The organism is Floridaenema fluviatile BLCC-F154 (genome assembly GCF_041929135.1).
Taxonomy (GTDB): Bacteria; Cyanobacteriota; Cyanobacteriia; order Cyanobacteriales; family Aerosakkonemataceae; genus Floridanema; species Floridanema fluviatile.
Map to the genome: position 1 here is coordinate 1 of NZ_JBHFNS010000056.1, position 13,375 is coordinate 13,375.

11 protein-coding genes are annotated in these 13,375 nt (G+C 42.6%); 6 read left to right on the forward strand and 5 right to left on the reverse strand.

Annotation, left to right across the window (positions count from 1 at the left end; all coding sequences use genetic code 11):
* Positions 1 to 182 precede the first annotated feature (182 nt).
* Positions 183 to 2,456: a DUF3769 domain-containing protein gene (locus tag ACE1B6_RS13400; RefSeq protein ID WP_413257740.1), complete on the reverse strand. Its 2,274-nt coding sequence runs from the start codon at positions 2,454 to 2,456 to the stop codon at positions 183 to 185.
* A 115-nt stretch (positions 2,457 to 2,571) separates the two neighbouring features.
* On the reverse strand, positions 2,572 to 2,688 hold the full coding sequence (locus tag ACE1B6_RS13405) for a photosystem II reaction center protein I (protein ID WP_413257741.1): 117 nt from the start codon (positions 2,686 to 2,688) through the stop codon (positions 2,572 to 2,574).
* A gap of 260 nt (positions 2,689 to 2,948) precedes the next feature.
* Here ACE1B6_RS13405 and ACE1B6_RS13410 point away from each other — a divergent pair, with 260 nt between their 5' ends.
* From ACE1B6_RS13410 to ACE1B6_RS13420, 3 genes are all read left to right on the forward strand, one after another.
* Positions 2,949 to 3,404: an NADAR family protein gene (locus tag ACE1B6_RS13410; RefSeq protein WP_413257783.1), complete on the forward strand. Its 456-nt coding sequence runs from the start codon at positions 2,949 to 2,951 to the stop codon at positions 3,402 to 3,404.
* Between the two features lie 144 nt (positions 3,405 to 3,548).
* Positions 3,549 to 4,265 (forward strand): 16S rRNA (uracil(1498)-N(3))-methyltransferase, encoded by a 717-nt coding sequence (locus ACE1B6_RS13415; RefSeq protein ID WP_413257742.1) that lies wholly within the window; start codon positions 3,549 to 3,551, stop codon positions 4,263 to 4,265.
* A gap of 33 nt (positions 4,266 to 4,298) precedes the next feature.
* Positions 4,299 to 5,369 carry a tetratricopeptide repeat protein gene (locus ACE1B6_RS13420; protein WP_413257743.1) on the forward strand — a complete coding sequence of 357 codons (1,071 nt, stop codon included), beginning with the start codon at positions 4,299 to 4,301 and terminating at the stop codon, positions 5,367 to 5,369.
* A gap of 131 nt (positions 5,370 to 5,500) precedes the next feature.
* Here the strand turns inward: ACE1B6_RS13420 and ACE1B6_RS13425 are convergent, their stop codons facing one another.
* Positions 5,501 to 6,085: a hypothetical protein gene (locus ACE1B6_RS13425; protein ID WP_413257744.1), complete on the reverse strand. Its 585-nt coding sequence runs from the start codon at positions 6,083 to 6,085 to the stop codon at positions 5,501 to 5,503.
* A 503-nt stretch (positions 6,086 to 6,588) separates the two neighbouring features.
* Here ACE1B6_RS13425 and sir point away from each other — a divergent pair.
* Complete coding sequence (gene sir / locus ACE1B6_RS13430) at positions 6,589 to 8,619, forward strand: sulfite reductase, ferredoxin dependent (RefSeq protein ID WP_413257745.1); 2,031 nt, start codon at positions 6,589 to 6,591, stop codon at positions 8,617 to 8,619.
* A gap of 213 nt (positions 8,620 to 8,832) precedes the next feature.
* On the opposite strand, the gene ACE1B6_RS13435 is transcribed toward sir, so the two are convergent.
* Positions 8,833 to 9,669, reverse strand: coding sequence for a pentapeptide repeat-containing protein (locus ACE1B6_RS13435; protein ID WP_413257746.1), 837 nt, complete (start codon positions 9,667 to 9,669; stop codon positions 8,833 to 8,835).
* A 399-nt stretch (positions 9,670 to 10,068) separates the two neighbouring features.
* Between ACE1B6_RS13435 and ilvD the strand changes: the two genes are divergently transcribed.
* Complete coding sequence (gene ilvD / locus ACE1B6_RS13440) at positions 10,069 to 11,742, forward strand: dihydroxy-acid dehydratase (protein WP_413257747.1); 1,674 nt, start codon at positions 10,069 to 10,071, stop codon at positions 11,740 to 11,742.
* Between the two features lie 128 nt (positions 11,743 to 11,870).
* Here the strand turns inward: ilvD and ACE1B6_RS13445 are convergent, their stop codons facing one another.
* A complete protein-coding gene (locus ACE1B6_RS13445) occupies positions 11,871 to 12,479 on the reverse strand; it encodes a nucleotidyltransferase family protein (protein WP_413257748.1) in 609 nt (202 codons plus the stop codon).
* A gap of 277 nt (positions 12,480 to 12,756) precedes the next feature.
* Here ACE1B6_RS13445 and ACE1B6_RS13450 point away from each other — a divergent pair, with 277 nt between their 5' ends.
* Complete coding sequence (locus ACE1B6_RS13450) at positions 12,757 to 13,323, forward strand: PEP-CTERM sorting domain-containing protein (protein WP_413257749.1); 567 nt, start codon at positions 12,757 to 12,759, stop codon at positions 13,321 to 13,323.
* Positions 13,324 to 13,375 lie beyond the last annotated feature (52 nt).

The following is a 13,375-nucleotide window of genomic DNA, read 5'->3' on the forward strand; positions in this document are numbered from 1 at the left end:
CTATAGCAGTGTATTGAGTTGTTTTTCCTTTAGCCTTAAACTCTAGGACAATCATTTGCGTGGAAAAATCCTACGCAAATATCCTATCATAAATAAAGCCGTCCTGCAAGGACGGGGCTTTAGACCCAATTTTTTCGGTAAATCTAGTATCTCGATCGAATTTTCTAGTCCCCAGTCCGCAACTAATCTGTTTCCCGAATCACACCTGTATCAACAAAACGAACCCCAGAACCTTGGAAAGGTTCAGCGCCAACATTCCAATTAAAATCGCTGACACGCAGGACAACAGCAGCTAATTGTAAATCTGGGTTATAACGAACAGTCACCCCGTAAGTACGGCGACTATATTCTAAGAAAAAGTCGGTGCTAATGCTTTCTCTAGTATCCAAATTAATTGATGATTGAAACCCGACTCTAAATGGCCCATAAATTTGTTGAGTCAGTCCAAAAGATAAAACTCGATCGTCAACAATGCGGTCAAAAAAGAAAGGAGATAAACCATTTAAAAGTACATGAGTGTAACGGATATTAAAAGCAGTATAATCGAAAAAAGGACGAGAAAAATGTCCGAATTGACCTTGTAAACCAATACTTGCACTTAAAGAACTTTGGGTATCGCCACTGGTATAAAAACTAGTATTACCAGACAAAATTGGTACTACTTGGACAAAAGGAATTACCGGATAGGGAGTATATCTTAACCCTTCAGTTGGAGTTGCTGGTAAAGGTTTTCCGCGCCAAAGAAAGATACCGCGACTGACAGTAGCAGCGGCTTGAAACCGACCTAATTGAGTGCGAACATTGGTAAATACAGGTGGTAATAAATCTAAGCGATCGGTATTTGCCGTAATATATTGTGCGCCTAATTGATAAGTGAGATTAATTCCGGTATCTCCCAAAGGAATTACAGGAGAAAGTAAGACAGCGCCCCAAGATTCGTGAACATCTTGAAAACCTAGAGAACCATTGAATAAGCGATCGCGAAAACTATACTCGATCGATAACCGATGAGGATAAGTAGTACCAATAATTTGTTGTGCCCTTAAAGAAGCCCGAATTTTATCTTCTGGTTCATCCCAAAAGTTAAAATTTTTCACAATTACCGAAGCTACAACCGCAGTTCTTTCCGTTAAACTTGCGGTCATAATAGTTCTTAAACCAAACAATTCTGCGGGATTACCAAAACCCTCAAAAACTGCTCTTTGGAGAAAGAATTGAGGTGTTAAACGCAATCTAACTTTTGGGCCCAAAAAATAAGTTAAAGGTGCTTCAATAAACAAACCACCCCGATCGCCATCATCATAACCAAAACGGGCGATTGGTGGTTCTCGTTCCGTGCGATCGAACACAAAGCGCGATTGTAAAAGCGGTAGGGAAAAACCCTGATCGAAAACGATCCGCGGTCTAACCGTATCTACCACATCGCGTAACGGCGACTCCTGAGTTAATACCGCCCTTGGTGTCCGAATTTCCAACTCTGGAGGTGAAAATGGGTCATTTGTAATGCGAACATTGGTCGCCGTCCAACCTCTAGGGTAAAATTCCAGATTTTCCGCCTCAAAGCGGATGCGATTTACTTGACCCTGGCGACCGCTTCTGACAGGGGGTAAATTAACATTTGCTCTCCCACCCCCAACAGAAAAAGTCAACCCAGCTGCCCCTGTGACGCGCTGCGCGGGTTGGTCTTCTAGGAGGCGATCGCTCAACGGGCGATCGACCACTAAAGCCGGATTCGCCAAAGCAGTTTCCGAGTCAAAAGTCAACTCCACACCACTAGTAGGGGCAAAAATTTCCCCCCGACTTTTTTCCAAAGTCCCCGTATCTTGGACAAAATTGTAAACCAAACGTTCGCCACGCAACAGCTGATTTCCGCGGCGAAAAGCCACATCACCTTCTGCTACCGTGACGCGAGTTGCCAAATTTCCTTGTACGCGATCGGCATCCAGTACCCCCCCTTGGTAGCGCACCACCACATTACCTTCAGCCGTAAAAATTTGGCGAAAGATATCGAACTCTTGGCGATCTGACGATACCTCAACTATTCCCACCAAAGCCGGAACATTTCCCGGAGATTGGGAAGTTGGGGACTGAATTTCAATTGGGCCAATCGTCGGGGCGATATGTCCTTCCAAGAGGAAGTTTAATTCCTCAGCGGTTTGTTTCTGAAAACTCAAACTTGTAGCTTCAGGAAAAGCTGGTTCTTGTTTCCAATCGCTAACTACCACTTCCCTTGGTTGCGAGATTCCCAAACCTTGAGTTTCACCCAACAAAGCGGCGCTAGTAGCCGTACTAGCAGGAAGCGGTGCAGCATCAGTTTTTTCTGGCGAATTAGCCGCTATTTCGGCATTTGGTGCAACTCGATCGGAATTTTTGCCCAAGTCTTTAGGGACAAGCTTTTGGGCTGGTAAATGTTGCACGATCGCAGGCTGTTCCGGTGGCAAATCTGGGTAGGGCATTTTTCACCCCAACGAAGCGATCGAACAACCCAGACGCACAGCCCCAACTGCATAAATAGCTTTTAGGGCGAGGAAAACCCCGCCCAGAGAAGCTAGGAGGTGGTTTAACTGCGTTTTATTCCAAATCGCGACGTTTTGGGTTACGAGAAGGATCATTAGATAGGAATCCAAAGACGAACAGTAAGACAAAGAAGGCAACAACAACATTGACAACTACTTTCAGGGTTAACATTGCGGTATCTCCAGAAGGTGTGAACAGCCGAACCTATCGGTCAACTAGGTAAGACAGTTCTCTATAATACCGAAAGATCGTCCTCTTTTTTCATTAGAGTTGGGGATTGGGGATTGGGGACTGGGGACTGGGGACTGGGAGAAATAATTTCTCAAGGGATTGACTTTGCTGGTGAACCTTTGTTCCCGATGCCCGGAAATTGGCAAAACTTAACTTTCACACTGCTATTAAATCTGGAAAATTGTCCCAAGCGAAAAATCATGACTATTTATTTTTACAGTACTCGCGATCGTTATGGCTGCTTTTCCAATTTTTCACCTCACGGATTTGAATTAGAAGGAGTTTATTGGTCAACAACCGAACATTATTTTCAAGCCCAAAAGTTTGCCGAAACACCTCATTGTGAGCAAATTCGCCAAGTAAAAACCCCCAAAGATGCTGCCAAAATGGGACGAGACAGAAAACGTCCTTTGCGTCCCGATTGGGAACAAGTCAAAGAAGAAATTATGGGAAAAGCCGTATTAAAAAAATTTCAAAGCCATGCAGATATTCGGGAAATATTACTAGGAACAGGAGAAGAAGAAATAGTAGAAAACTCACCAATTGATTATTACTGGGGTTGTGGCGCTGACGGTAGTGGTAAAAACAGACTAGGAGTAATTTTAATGGAAGTGAGACAAGTAATTCGCGCTAATCCCGAAAATATCCAAACTTAAAAAAACTTCCACTTCCCAACAGTAAAGCTATATTTACATCTGTGTTCATCTGTGTGTATCTGTGGACATCTGTGGTAAAAAATCCTTAACCTCCGACTCCTACCATAAACCATTATAAACATCTGCATTTATCTGCGTTCTAAAATGAATCAACTTCAAAGAATAACCATTTCGCCAGACCAAATTGAAAATCAAAAAATCACTCTTACATCGGAACAATATCATTATTTAATTCGAGTATTGCGGTTACAAAAATCCGATCGCTTCATCGCCATGAACGGACAAGGACAATGGTGGTTAGCAAAACTATTAGGACAACAAGCAGAAATTATCGAACCAATTGCAATTCACACCGAATTACCGATTTCAGTTACCCTAATTATTGCCTTACCGAAAAACGGATTTGATGAAGTAGTCAAACAAATAACGGAATTAGGAGTAACTAAAATTATCCCAGTAATTAGCGATCGCACAATCCTCAAACCCAGCCCCCAAAAAATCGATCGCTGGCGACGAATTGCCAACGAAGCAGCCGAACAATCCGAACGCCAAATCGTTCCCGAAATCCGCGAACCAATCCCATTTAAAAATAGTTTTTCCCTAGTTAATCAACCAAAATATATTTGTTACGCCAGGGGAAACTCGCCCCATTTACTTAATTATTTAATACCCCCTTCCAATACAGCAATTACGATCGCTACAGGACCCGAAGGAGGCTGGACAGAAAAGGAAATACAAGAAGCGATCGCCGCCGAATTCCAAACAGTATCATTAGGAAAGCGGATTCTCACCGCCACACTCGCCCCAATAGTTGCCCTTTCCCTAGTAACAGCAACCACAGAAATGGGAAGTATTAAATAAGAGATATTAGATAAAAAAGGTTTTTAGAAATCAATGATTAACCAAGTCGCCGCCGCATTTGACCGCAAAGACTACCGGGAAACCGCACGTTTACTCAAACTTTTACTCAAAGAATCGCCCCAAAACCCTTGGGGACACTTGTACGCCGCCCATTTGCACCAAGTCACAGGCAAACTGGAAAAAGCCGAAACCATTTATCGTCAGCTATTGCGGGATACCAGCAACCCGAAAATTGTCTCCCAAGCCCGTCAAGGACTACAAAACCTTGAAAAAACCCAAAAAGAAAAACGCCGAGAGGAAATCGCTAAAGCAAAAGCCGATCCTAGCGACACCGAACCCGGCGTATTAATTTTAGAACCAGTGAATAACGAGGCTAAACAACAAGCCGCCCAAAGCTTTGCCCAAATTATGAATATTGACCCCTACAGTGCCAGATTAAAATTACAAAGTAGAGGTTGGCGGTTGTTGCGAACGGGTGCGATCGGAGAACTGCGATTTTACGGTCAACAGCTACTTAAGGCACAAATTCCCTGCTTTTGGATCAAATTAGCCGATATTGAGAAAATCAACGTCTTCCGCATCAGCTACTTCCAATCAATTTATCCTCACGCCACCGTAGTTTGTTACAACCAACAAGGTCAGCTAGGTTCCCTAACTTTCGACTGGCAAGAAATCACGCAACTAATCCAAGGACAACTGCCGATTTTTGAAGAAGTCGTAGACCTCGACTTCCGCAACAGGCTACAGCGCAAAGTACAAACTCAAGACTACGCCCAATTTTGTGACTTACACCTACCAGCGAGAAACTGCATTCTGCGTTTGTGGGATAGTAACTACCAGTTTCAGCAAGGTATTACCTTTATTCCCGATCCAGAGCAAGCTACCACTAGAATTAACTGGAACGGTTTACTCGAATTCTTGAGTCATCAAACGCCACAAGCAAAAGTCTGGTCTGATTTCACCGCCTTTGCTGAAACTGTACTCGACCACATTGAACTTCTAAACCGCATTCCATCCCACATTACTTTATTCCGCAGACAGCCAACCCACTGGGACCCAGCTTTTCAGTTGTACAGTAGCCTCGCTTTCCTTAAATCTTTGTAAAAGGCTCCAAGGCAGAAGGGGAAAGTTCGGAGTTTTGAGTTAAAGAGAAAGTTTTAAATTCAAGAACTTCCCATTTCCCCATCTCTCCATCTCTCCGTTCCCATCCTCATTTCCTTTCACCAAATTAACTACTACTTAGAAGTTTTGACCTGACGTGCCATTTCCAAGAAAGAACTCATATTCGCACCTGGACGACGACGACCATTGTTGCCAGTAGACATGAGATACTTGGGCGCAAAGGTTTTGTCTGGTTCAGTTTGAGCCTTTGGTGGAGTAGCCGCTACTGGTGCAGGAGTTGGTGCTGCTTCTGGCTTGGCTTCTGGCTTGGGTGTGGGTGCAGGTTTTGCTTTTTTAGCTCGGGTTTTGGTTGACTTGGTTTCCACTTTAGCTGGTTCAGCTTTGGTTTCTGCGGGAGCAGTTTCCGCTTTGGTTTCCGCTGCGGCTGGTTCCGGCTTGGTTTCCGCTGGGGCTGGTTCAGCTTTGGTTTCTGCTGGGGTTGGTTCAATTACTACTACTTCTGATTCAGCTTTAGCGGGTTCAGCTTTCGCCTCTGGTGCTGGTTCAGCTTTGGCGGTTTCTGCTGGTTTACTGCCATTAGTGGTTTGAGGAGTTGCTGAATCGTCTAATTCCAAAAAGTAACCTTTTTGCTTTTTCGCTTTGGGTGCGGTTGAGTCTGATTTGTCAGAAGAGAGTATGTTTTTGATAAAACCAAACATTAGGAGTACTCCTGAAAATGATGTAAATGGACTGGTATGATTGGGAAAGTTTGGGGAAAAATCTTTGCTGAGGTGCGATTTTAATTTGTAAATCAGCGCGATCGCAAAGATAGGCAGATCACTCCACAGTTTTCATTTTTCAAACTGTGACATTAAAAAAATTAGAACTTGTCGTCCTTAAAGTTTAATTATCAAGTTATAAAGTAACAATTTGCAAGATTTTTTGATATTCCTTAAGAAATATTAATATCTTGCCGCTAATTCCCTAAATTCTGCTAGGTAATTATTCCTGAGTAGTTGTACGGAAAATATTAAGAAAATTAGTAACTACTAAAAGTTTCTATACTAACAAAGTTTTGCCTCACCACTGTGATAAAATATGATAATATCCATAATTCCGACCGGATTACCGGGATTAAAAAAATCAGAGTTTCGCCATCCAGACTTAAGGGTGGGAAAGAAAATCTGAGGTAAATTCCTAAGTACAATTTCAGAATAGTTCCATGACCCAGCCTGCCACACCAACAGCCACAACTCAGAAACTTTCTAAAGTAGAAGGTTTAAAAGAACAGAGTAATTATTTGCGCGAACCAGTTGCCACTGAACTTTTAGAAGATACAAACTCTTTTAGCGAAAATGCTAACCAGATCTTAAAATTCCACGGGTCTTATCAGCAAGACAATCGGGATAATCGGGTGAAAGGTCAGGAAAAGGACTATCAGTTTATGCTGCGTACCCGTAGTCCGGGGGGATTTATTCCGCCACAGCTTTATTTGACCATAGACAGATTATCAGATCGGTATGGCAATCAGACAATTAGAGCCACTACGCGCCAAGGTTTTCAATTACATGGCATTTTAAAGAAAAATTTGAAAGCAGCGATCGCAGCCATAGTCAAAAATCTCGGTTCCACCCTTGGCGCTTGTGGCGACCTGAACCGTAACGTAATGGCACCGCCCGCCCCCTACAAAAATCGCCCCGAGTACAAATATGCTTGGGAATATGCCAACAACATCGCTGATTTACTCACCCCCCAAAGTGGAGCTTACTACGAAATTTGGTTAGATGGGGAAAAAGTCATTTCCGCAGAAGAAGACCCGGAAGTAGTAGCAGCGAGAAAACGCAACACCAACGGCACAAACTTTGAAGACAAAGAAGAACCAATTTACGGGACTCATTATATGCCTCGTAAATTCAAATGTTCTGTAACTGTTCCAGGGGATAATTCAGTTGATTTGTATTCTCAAGATTTGAGTTTAGTTGTTATTACTAATTCTCAGGGAGAATTAACCGGATTTGATGTTTTTGCGGGTGGTGGTTTAGGTCGATCGCATAACCAAGAACAAACATTTCCCCGATTAGCCGATCCAATTTGCTATGTAGACAAAGCCGATGTTTACGACTTAGTAAAAGCCATTGTAGCAACGCAAAGGGATTATGGCGATCGCACCAACCGCCGTCACGCCAGAATGAAATACCTGATCGAAGATTGGGGATTAGACAAATTTAAAAAAGTCGTAGAAGGTTACTTTGGAAAACCATTACAACCATTTAAAACCCTGCCAGAATTCAAATATTTAGACTTCTTAGGCTGGCAGGAACAGGGAGATGGGAAACTATTTTTAGGAATTTCCATTGAAAATGGACGGATTAAAGACGAAGGGGATTTTCAATTAAAAACTGCATTGAAAGAAATCGTGCAGAAATACCAATTACCCATGTATTTGTCACCCCATCAAAACTTAATTTTGGCAGACATTGAGCCAGAAATTAAGGAAGAAATTCAGGGAATACTCGATCGTTGTGGCATCAAAACCGAAACCGAAATCGATCCCCTAGTTCGCTACTCAATGGCTTGTCCCGCCCTTCCCACCTGTGGTTTAGCAATTACCGAATCCGAAAGAATTATCCCCAGCATCCTCGAAAGACTGCGAGCATTACTCGTCAAAGTCGGACTCAAAGAAGAACACTTCGTAGTCAGAATGACAGGTTGCCCAAACGGATGCGCCCGTCCCTACTTAGCAGAAATCGGCTTCGTTGGTCAAGCACCCGATGCCTATCAGATTTGGTTAGGCGGAGATCCAAATCAAACGCGGTTAGCAGAACCCTACATGGACAAGCTGAACATCAAGGATCTAGAAACAGCCTTAGAACCACTGTTAGTTTACTTCCGCAAAGAACAATTACAACAAGAAAAACCCGAAAGCTTCGGAGATTTTTGCCACCGAGTAGGATTTGAAGCACTGAGAAGCTTTAGCACCTCATACCAGACTGCACCAACTAAGGTAGAGTTAGCCAATGGTCATCTAGTTAATTCTGGTATGGAGAAAACAGAAGTTCTAACGCCCGTGGAATCAACCGAAACAACTGCAACCTCTCAAAGTACGGCCCCAAACAAAGTTCGCCGTCGTATCAGTGTCCGCGATGATGTTTACGACCGTCTCAAACAAACGGCTGCTCGTCAAGGTAAGCCACTGGTTCAGTTAGCAACCGAAGCTATAGAAGCCTACTTAAAGGAGAATGGGGACTCCTGAACGGCTCAAAGGGGACAAATGCTAAAAAGTAATATTTAGCAGCTATTTCACCCCTTTAAGGTCAACCTCTAGTATTAAAAAGCAGTATTAGGGGTTGGCTTTTTCGTTCCAACAATCTAATTCCAGAACCAAACAGTAGAATTAGGGTCAACGTGAAATCTAAAATTTAAAATCTAAAATTGATATGATGCACCCTTTAATTACAGCAACCATCTACTCATAACTTCTGCCATCAGGCATGATTGCGCCATCTAATTCAGCATTTTTCAGATTTGCTCGATTGATATTAGCATCAATCAAAATTGCTCCTCGTAAAATAGCCCCAGTCAGATTAGACCAAGTAAGTTTAGCTCGGTAGAGATTGGCTCCTTGTAAATTAACACCACGCAAGGTTGACCAACTAATGCTGACACCTCTCATATTCGTGTGGCTCAAATCCGCGCCAGCTAAATTGCAGCCAATCATTTTAGCGCGGCTTAAATCTGCGCCATTTAAGTTAACTCTTTCTAAAACTGCTCCGTTGAGGATAGCTTGCACCAATTTAGCTTTTTCCAAGTTAGCTCCGCTGAGAATCGCATTAGTTAGGTTAGCTCCCTCTAAAATTGCACCGCTGAGAACAGCATTAATTAAATTGGCTCGACTCATGGGCGCGTCAAGTAATTTAGCACCGCTGAGGTTGGCACGGCGCAAGTTGGCTTCACTTAGGTTGGCTTCGCTTAAGTTAGCTCCCATCAGCTTGCTATCTTCTAACTGAGCAGTTCTTAAACTAGCTCCACTGAGGTTAGCGGCACTTAAATCGGCTCCCACGATGTTGGCACCAATCAAGTTAGCTTCACAAAGGTTAGCCCGGAGGATGGCTCCTTTTAAGTTAGCTTCGCGCAAATTCGCCCCAATTAAGCAAGCTCCGGTTAAGTTAGCCTCGCTTAAATCTGAGCCACGCAGGTTAATTTCGCTCAAGTCAACGCCTATCAGTGATATACCATGCAGATTGAGATCCAAGAATTCTCTCTCGTTGGCAGCATATCGTTCTAAAAGTTCATCAGCATTCATTATTCTTTGCCTCGTAAATTTAACAGCGGAGCACTTACCTTAGAAAAAATTCTCTCGAATTACCAGAGATTTGCAAAAACTCTATGCTCTACTTCCGGGATTTAGGATCTCTTCCTATAGATAATTCCCAATTAACGGATCATTTTGGTAAACTTTCCTGATCTTGTGCGTCCAAATTACAGTGCATTTGAGAGAATCAGATAGGAGCATCATTGGTCATGGGAGATGAGAAGTTGTTGGTCACTGGATGAAAGGGCATTAAGAGGGGGGAAGATCAATTTTCCCATTCTGCACTTCCATTACTCTTAATATTCCCCTGTTTCACGATTTTGCTCACCAATGACCAATCACTAATGACTATTGACCAATGAGTATTGATAAAGCACATAAGGATTTCCCATGCCCGATAATCTGAGAAGCCAAGTTGTTACCCAAGGCGTACAGCGAACCCCGAATCGCGCTATGCTACGTGCTGTTGGTTTTGGCGATCAAGATTTTACTAAACCTATTGTCGGTCTTGCTAATGGGTTTAGCACGATTACGCCCTGCAATATGAGTATTAATGATTTAACACTGAAGGCGGAAGCTGGTCTTCGTGTTGCGGGGGCAATGCCGCAAATTTTTGGCACTATTACTATTAGCGATGGTATCTCGATGGGAACGGAGGGGATGAAGTATTCCCTGGTGTCACGAGAGGTGATTGCTGATTCTATTGAGACTGTGTGTAATGGTCAGAGTATGGATGGTGTTCTGGCTATTGGTGGTTGCGATAAGAATATGCCTGGGGCGATGATTGCGATCGCACGCTTAAATATTCCGGCTATTTTCGTTTATGGTGGTACGATTAAGCCTGGTCATCACAATGGTAAGGATTTAACTGTTGTGAGTGCGTTTGAAGCTGTGGGAGAATACAGCGCCGGGAGAATTGATGAAACGGAATTAGTTGAGGTTGAACGCAAAGCTTGTCCAGGTGCTGGTTCTTGTGGGGGAATGTATACGGCAAATACGATGTCTTCTGCTTTTGAGGCTATGGGAATGAGTTTGCCTTATTCTTCGACGATGGCAGCTGAGGATGAGGAAAAGGCGGATAGTGCGGAAAAGTCTGCTTATGCGTTAGTGGAGGCGATTAAAAAGCAGATTCTTCCCCGTGATATTATTACGCGGAAGTCGATCGAAAATGCGATTGCTGTAATTATGGCTATCGGTGGTTCGACGAATGCGGTGTTGCATTTTTTGGCGATCGCTCGCGCCGCTGGTATACAGTTAACTTTGGATGATTTTGAATCTATCCGCGCCAAGGTTCCTGTACTTTGCGATTTGAAACCATCGGGTAAATATGTGGCAATTGATTTACACCGAGTTGGCGGTATTCCTCAAGTAATGAAAATGCTTTTAGTACATGATTTAATTCATGGTGATTGTCTGACAATTACAGGTCAAACTATTGCCGAAGTTTTAAAAGATGTGCCCGAAGAACCGCCAGCTAATCAAGATGTAATTCGTCCTTGGAATAATCCGATGTACAAGCAAGGACATTTGGCGATTTTAAAAGGTAATTTGGCGACTGAAGGTGCGGTGGCAAAAATTACCGGAATTAAGAATCCGAAAATTACTGGCCCTGCGCGAGTTTTTGAGTCTGAAGAGTTGTGTTTACAGGCAATTCTAGGTAATCAAATTAAGGCTGGAGATGTGATTGTGATCCGTTATGAAGGGCCGAAAGGTGGCCCCGGAATGCGGGAAATGTTAGCACCAACTTCGGCTATTATTGGGGCTGGATTGGGTGATTCGGTTGGGTTGATTACTGATGGCAGGTTTTCTGGTGGGACTTACGGAATGGTGGTAGGTCACGTTGCACCAGAGGCGGCTGTGGGGGGTGCGATCGCTCTCGTCCAAGAGGGAGATACTATTACTATAGACGCTCATGCTAGGTTGTTACAATTGCACGTTTCTGATGAAGAATTAGCTCGTCGTCGTGCTGAATGGCAACCCCCAGAACCTCGTTATCAAACTGGCGTTTTAGCTAAGTACGCTAAGTTAGTTTCTTCTAGTAGTATGGGCGCTGTTACTTGTTAGTAATTAGCTTTTGTAGGGTGCGTTACACTGTGTTAACGCACCTTTCTTGAATCAAGAGTAATATCGGGCTTTTTGGTGGGAAGCAGGGGATTATTTTTTACCACAGATGAAACACAGATATTTTTTAGTTAAATCTTTAGTAGAGGTGGAGATTTAAACCATTTTTGATAATGTTCAGGTGTATTTAAATCAGTTAAAACTATTGGGTGATTAAATTCTACTTTTTGAATGCTTGAATTGAATTGTTTAACTATTTGTCTTAATCCTTGGGTTGCTTCGGAAATTGAGTTTAAGTAAGGTAACATTTCTGGAGAAAATAGTAGGGGGTGTCCAAGGCGATTCTGGTAAGCTGGGGCGGTAATTAACGCTTTATTTGATAAATGGTAACAGTGCAATTTTTGGTAAACTTCTCTAGGTCGTGGTTGGTCTACTGCTGATATTGCTAAACTTGTGAAATCTGCGGGAAGTTGAGTTAATCCTGTGAGAATAGAACTAGTTTTACCGCGACTAGTATCGGGGTTAATTATTGTTTGAGTTTCTGGGGTAATTTCCGGTTGGAAATCAGCATTTTGTGATGATAAAACTACGATCGGGATAAAGTTTGCTTTGAGAAATTCTGTTACTTGATATTGCAGAAGTGTTTGATTGTTGTGCCAGGGAAGGGAAGTTTTACAAGTTCCCATTCTGGTGGATTTTCCGGCAGCTAAAATGATAGCAAAGTTTTGGTTTTTGGTCATTTGTTATTTACTGGAGTTTAGACTATCGTATCGCAGGGGCGATGTCTCAACTCCAGAATCCCAAACAGAATCGCTCAGTAGTTAGCTGAGTCAAGCCTTTTTAATTCTGAAGTTAGTTTAGTCAAGGGCAAGTTGATTTCGCCAATGATTTGGAAGCATTAATTTAGAAATTCATTAAATCTTCATGACCTATAAAAGCTTCTTTACAGTTTAAATATATACATAAGGTTAATATCTATATTAGTACATCTGAGATAGTGGACTACACCAGAAAAAAATGAACAAAAACATCTTTACTGTTTTAACATCAAGCTTAGTAGCCGTAACTGCGATCGGCACTTTAACTCTTAAATCAGAAGCACTAACCTTTGACTTTAAATTTGATAGTACACCTGATGCCACTGTCACCGATCCGCTCGTAGGAACAGGAACATTTAGTTTTGACGGAGATCCTGGAGATGGAACATTCGCACTTACGTCTTTATCAAACTTTAACTTTTCCTTTAATATTGGTGGAAACAGCTTTACAAACACGGATATTGCAACGCCACTCGTTAATATTCTTGTAAACATTGGAACTAATGGTAGCGATCGTTTTGTCAACTTCGGTGGTTCAGGTGGCCCCTTCGGAGGGTCTATCGATTTTCTAAATACTAATTCTTTAAGTTTCCAACCCGGTTTCGGATCGCTTTATTTTTCAGGAGCTAATTTTGGAACTTACCAGGGGATAGTACAGGCAGATGTTACCCCTGTTCCTGAACCAAGTACCATCTTGGGTTTATTAGGTTTATCTTTGGGAGCGTTGGTTGCTAAGAATAAAAAACAAGCTGAAGAGCTTGACTAAAAAGTATTATTGCTAACCTAATTGAAATCAACAATAGCTACACCCGCCACAA

Excerpts from the sequence above, each read along its gene's own strand:
- ACE1B6_RS13450 (WP_413257749.1), top strand. The coding sequence starts at position 12,757 with ATGAACAAAAACATCTTTACTGTTTTAACATCAAGCTTAGTAGCCGTA.
- ACE1B6_RS13420 (WP_413257743.1), top strand. The coding sequence starts at position 4,299 with ATGATTAACCAAGTCGCCGCCGCATTTGACCGCAAAGACTACCGGGAA.
- ACE1B6_RS13400 (WP_413257740.1), bottom strand. The coding sequence starts at position 2,456 with ATGCCCTACCCAGATTTGCCACCGGAACAGCCTGCGATCGTGCAACAT.
- ACE1B6_RS13415 (WP_413257742.1), top strand. The coding sequence starts at position 3,549 with ATGAATCAACTTCAAAGAATAACCATTTCGCCAGACCAAATTGAAAAT.
- ACE1B6_RS13425 (WP_413257744.1), bottom strand. The coding sequence starts at position 6,085 with ATGTTTGGTTTTATCAAAAACATACTCTCTTCTGACAAATCAGACTCA.
- ACE1B6_RS13410 (WP_413257783.1), top strand. The coding sequence starts at position 2,949 with ATGACTATTTATTTTTACAGTACTCGCGATCGTTATGGCTGCTTTTCC.
- ACE1B6_RS13405 (WP_413257741.1), bottom strand. The coding sequence starts at position 2,688 with ATGTTAACCCTGAAAGTAGTTGTCAATGTTGTTGTTGCCTTCTTTGTC.
- ACE1B6_RS13435 (WP_413257746.1), bottom strand. The coding sequence starts at position 9,669 with ATGAATGCTGATGAACTTTTAGAACGATATGCTGCCAACGAGAGAGAA.
- ilvD (WP_413257747.1), top strand. The coding sequence starts at position 10,069 with ATGCCCGATAATCTGAGAAGCCAAGTTGTTACCCAAGGCGTACAGCGA.
- sir (WP_413257745.1), top strand. The coding sequence starts at position 6,589 with ATGACCCAGCCTGCCACACCAACAGCCACAACTCAGAAACTTTCTAAA.
- ACE1B6_RS13445 (WP_413257748.1), bottom strand. The coding sequence starts at position 12,479 with ATGACCAAAAACCAAAACTTTGCTATCATTTTAGCTGCCGGAAAATCC.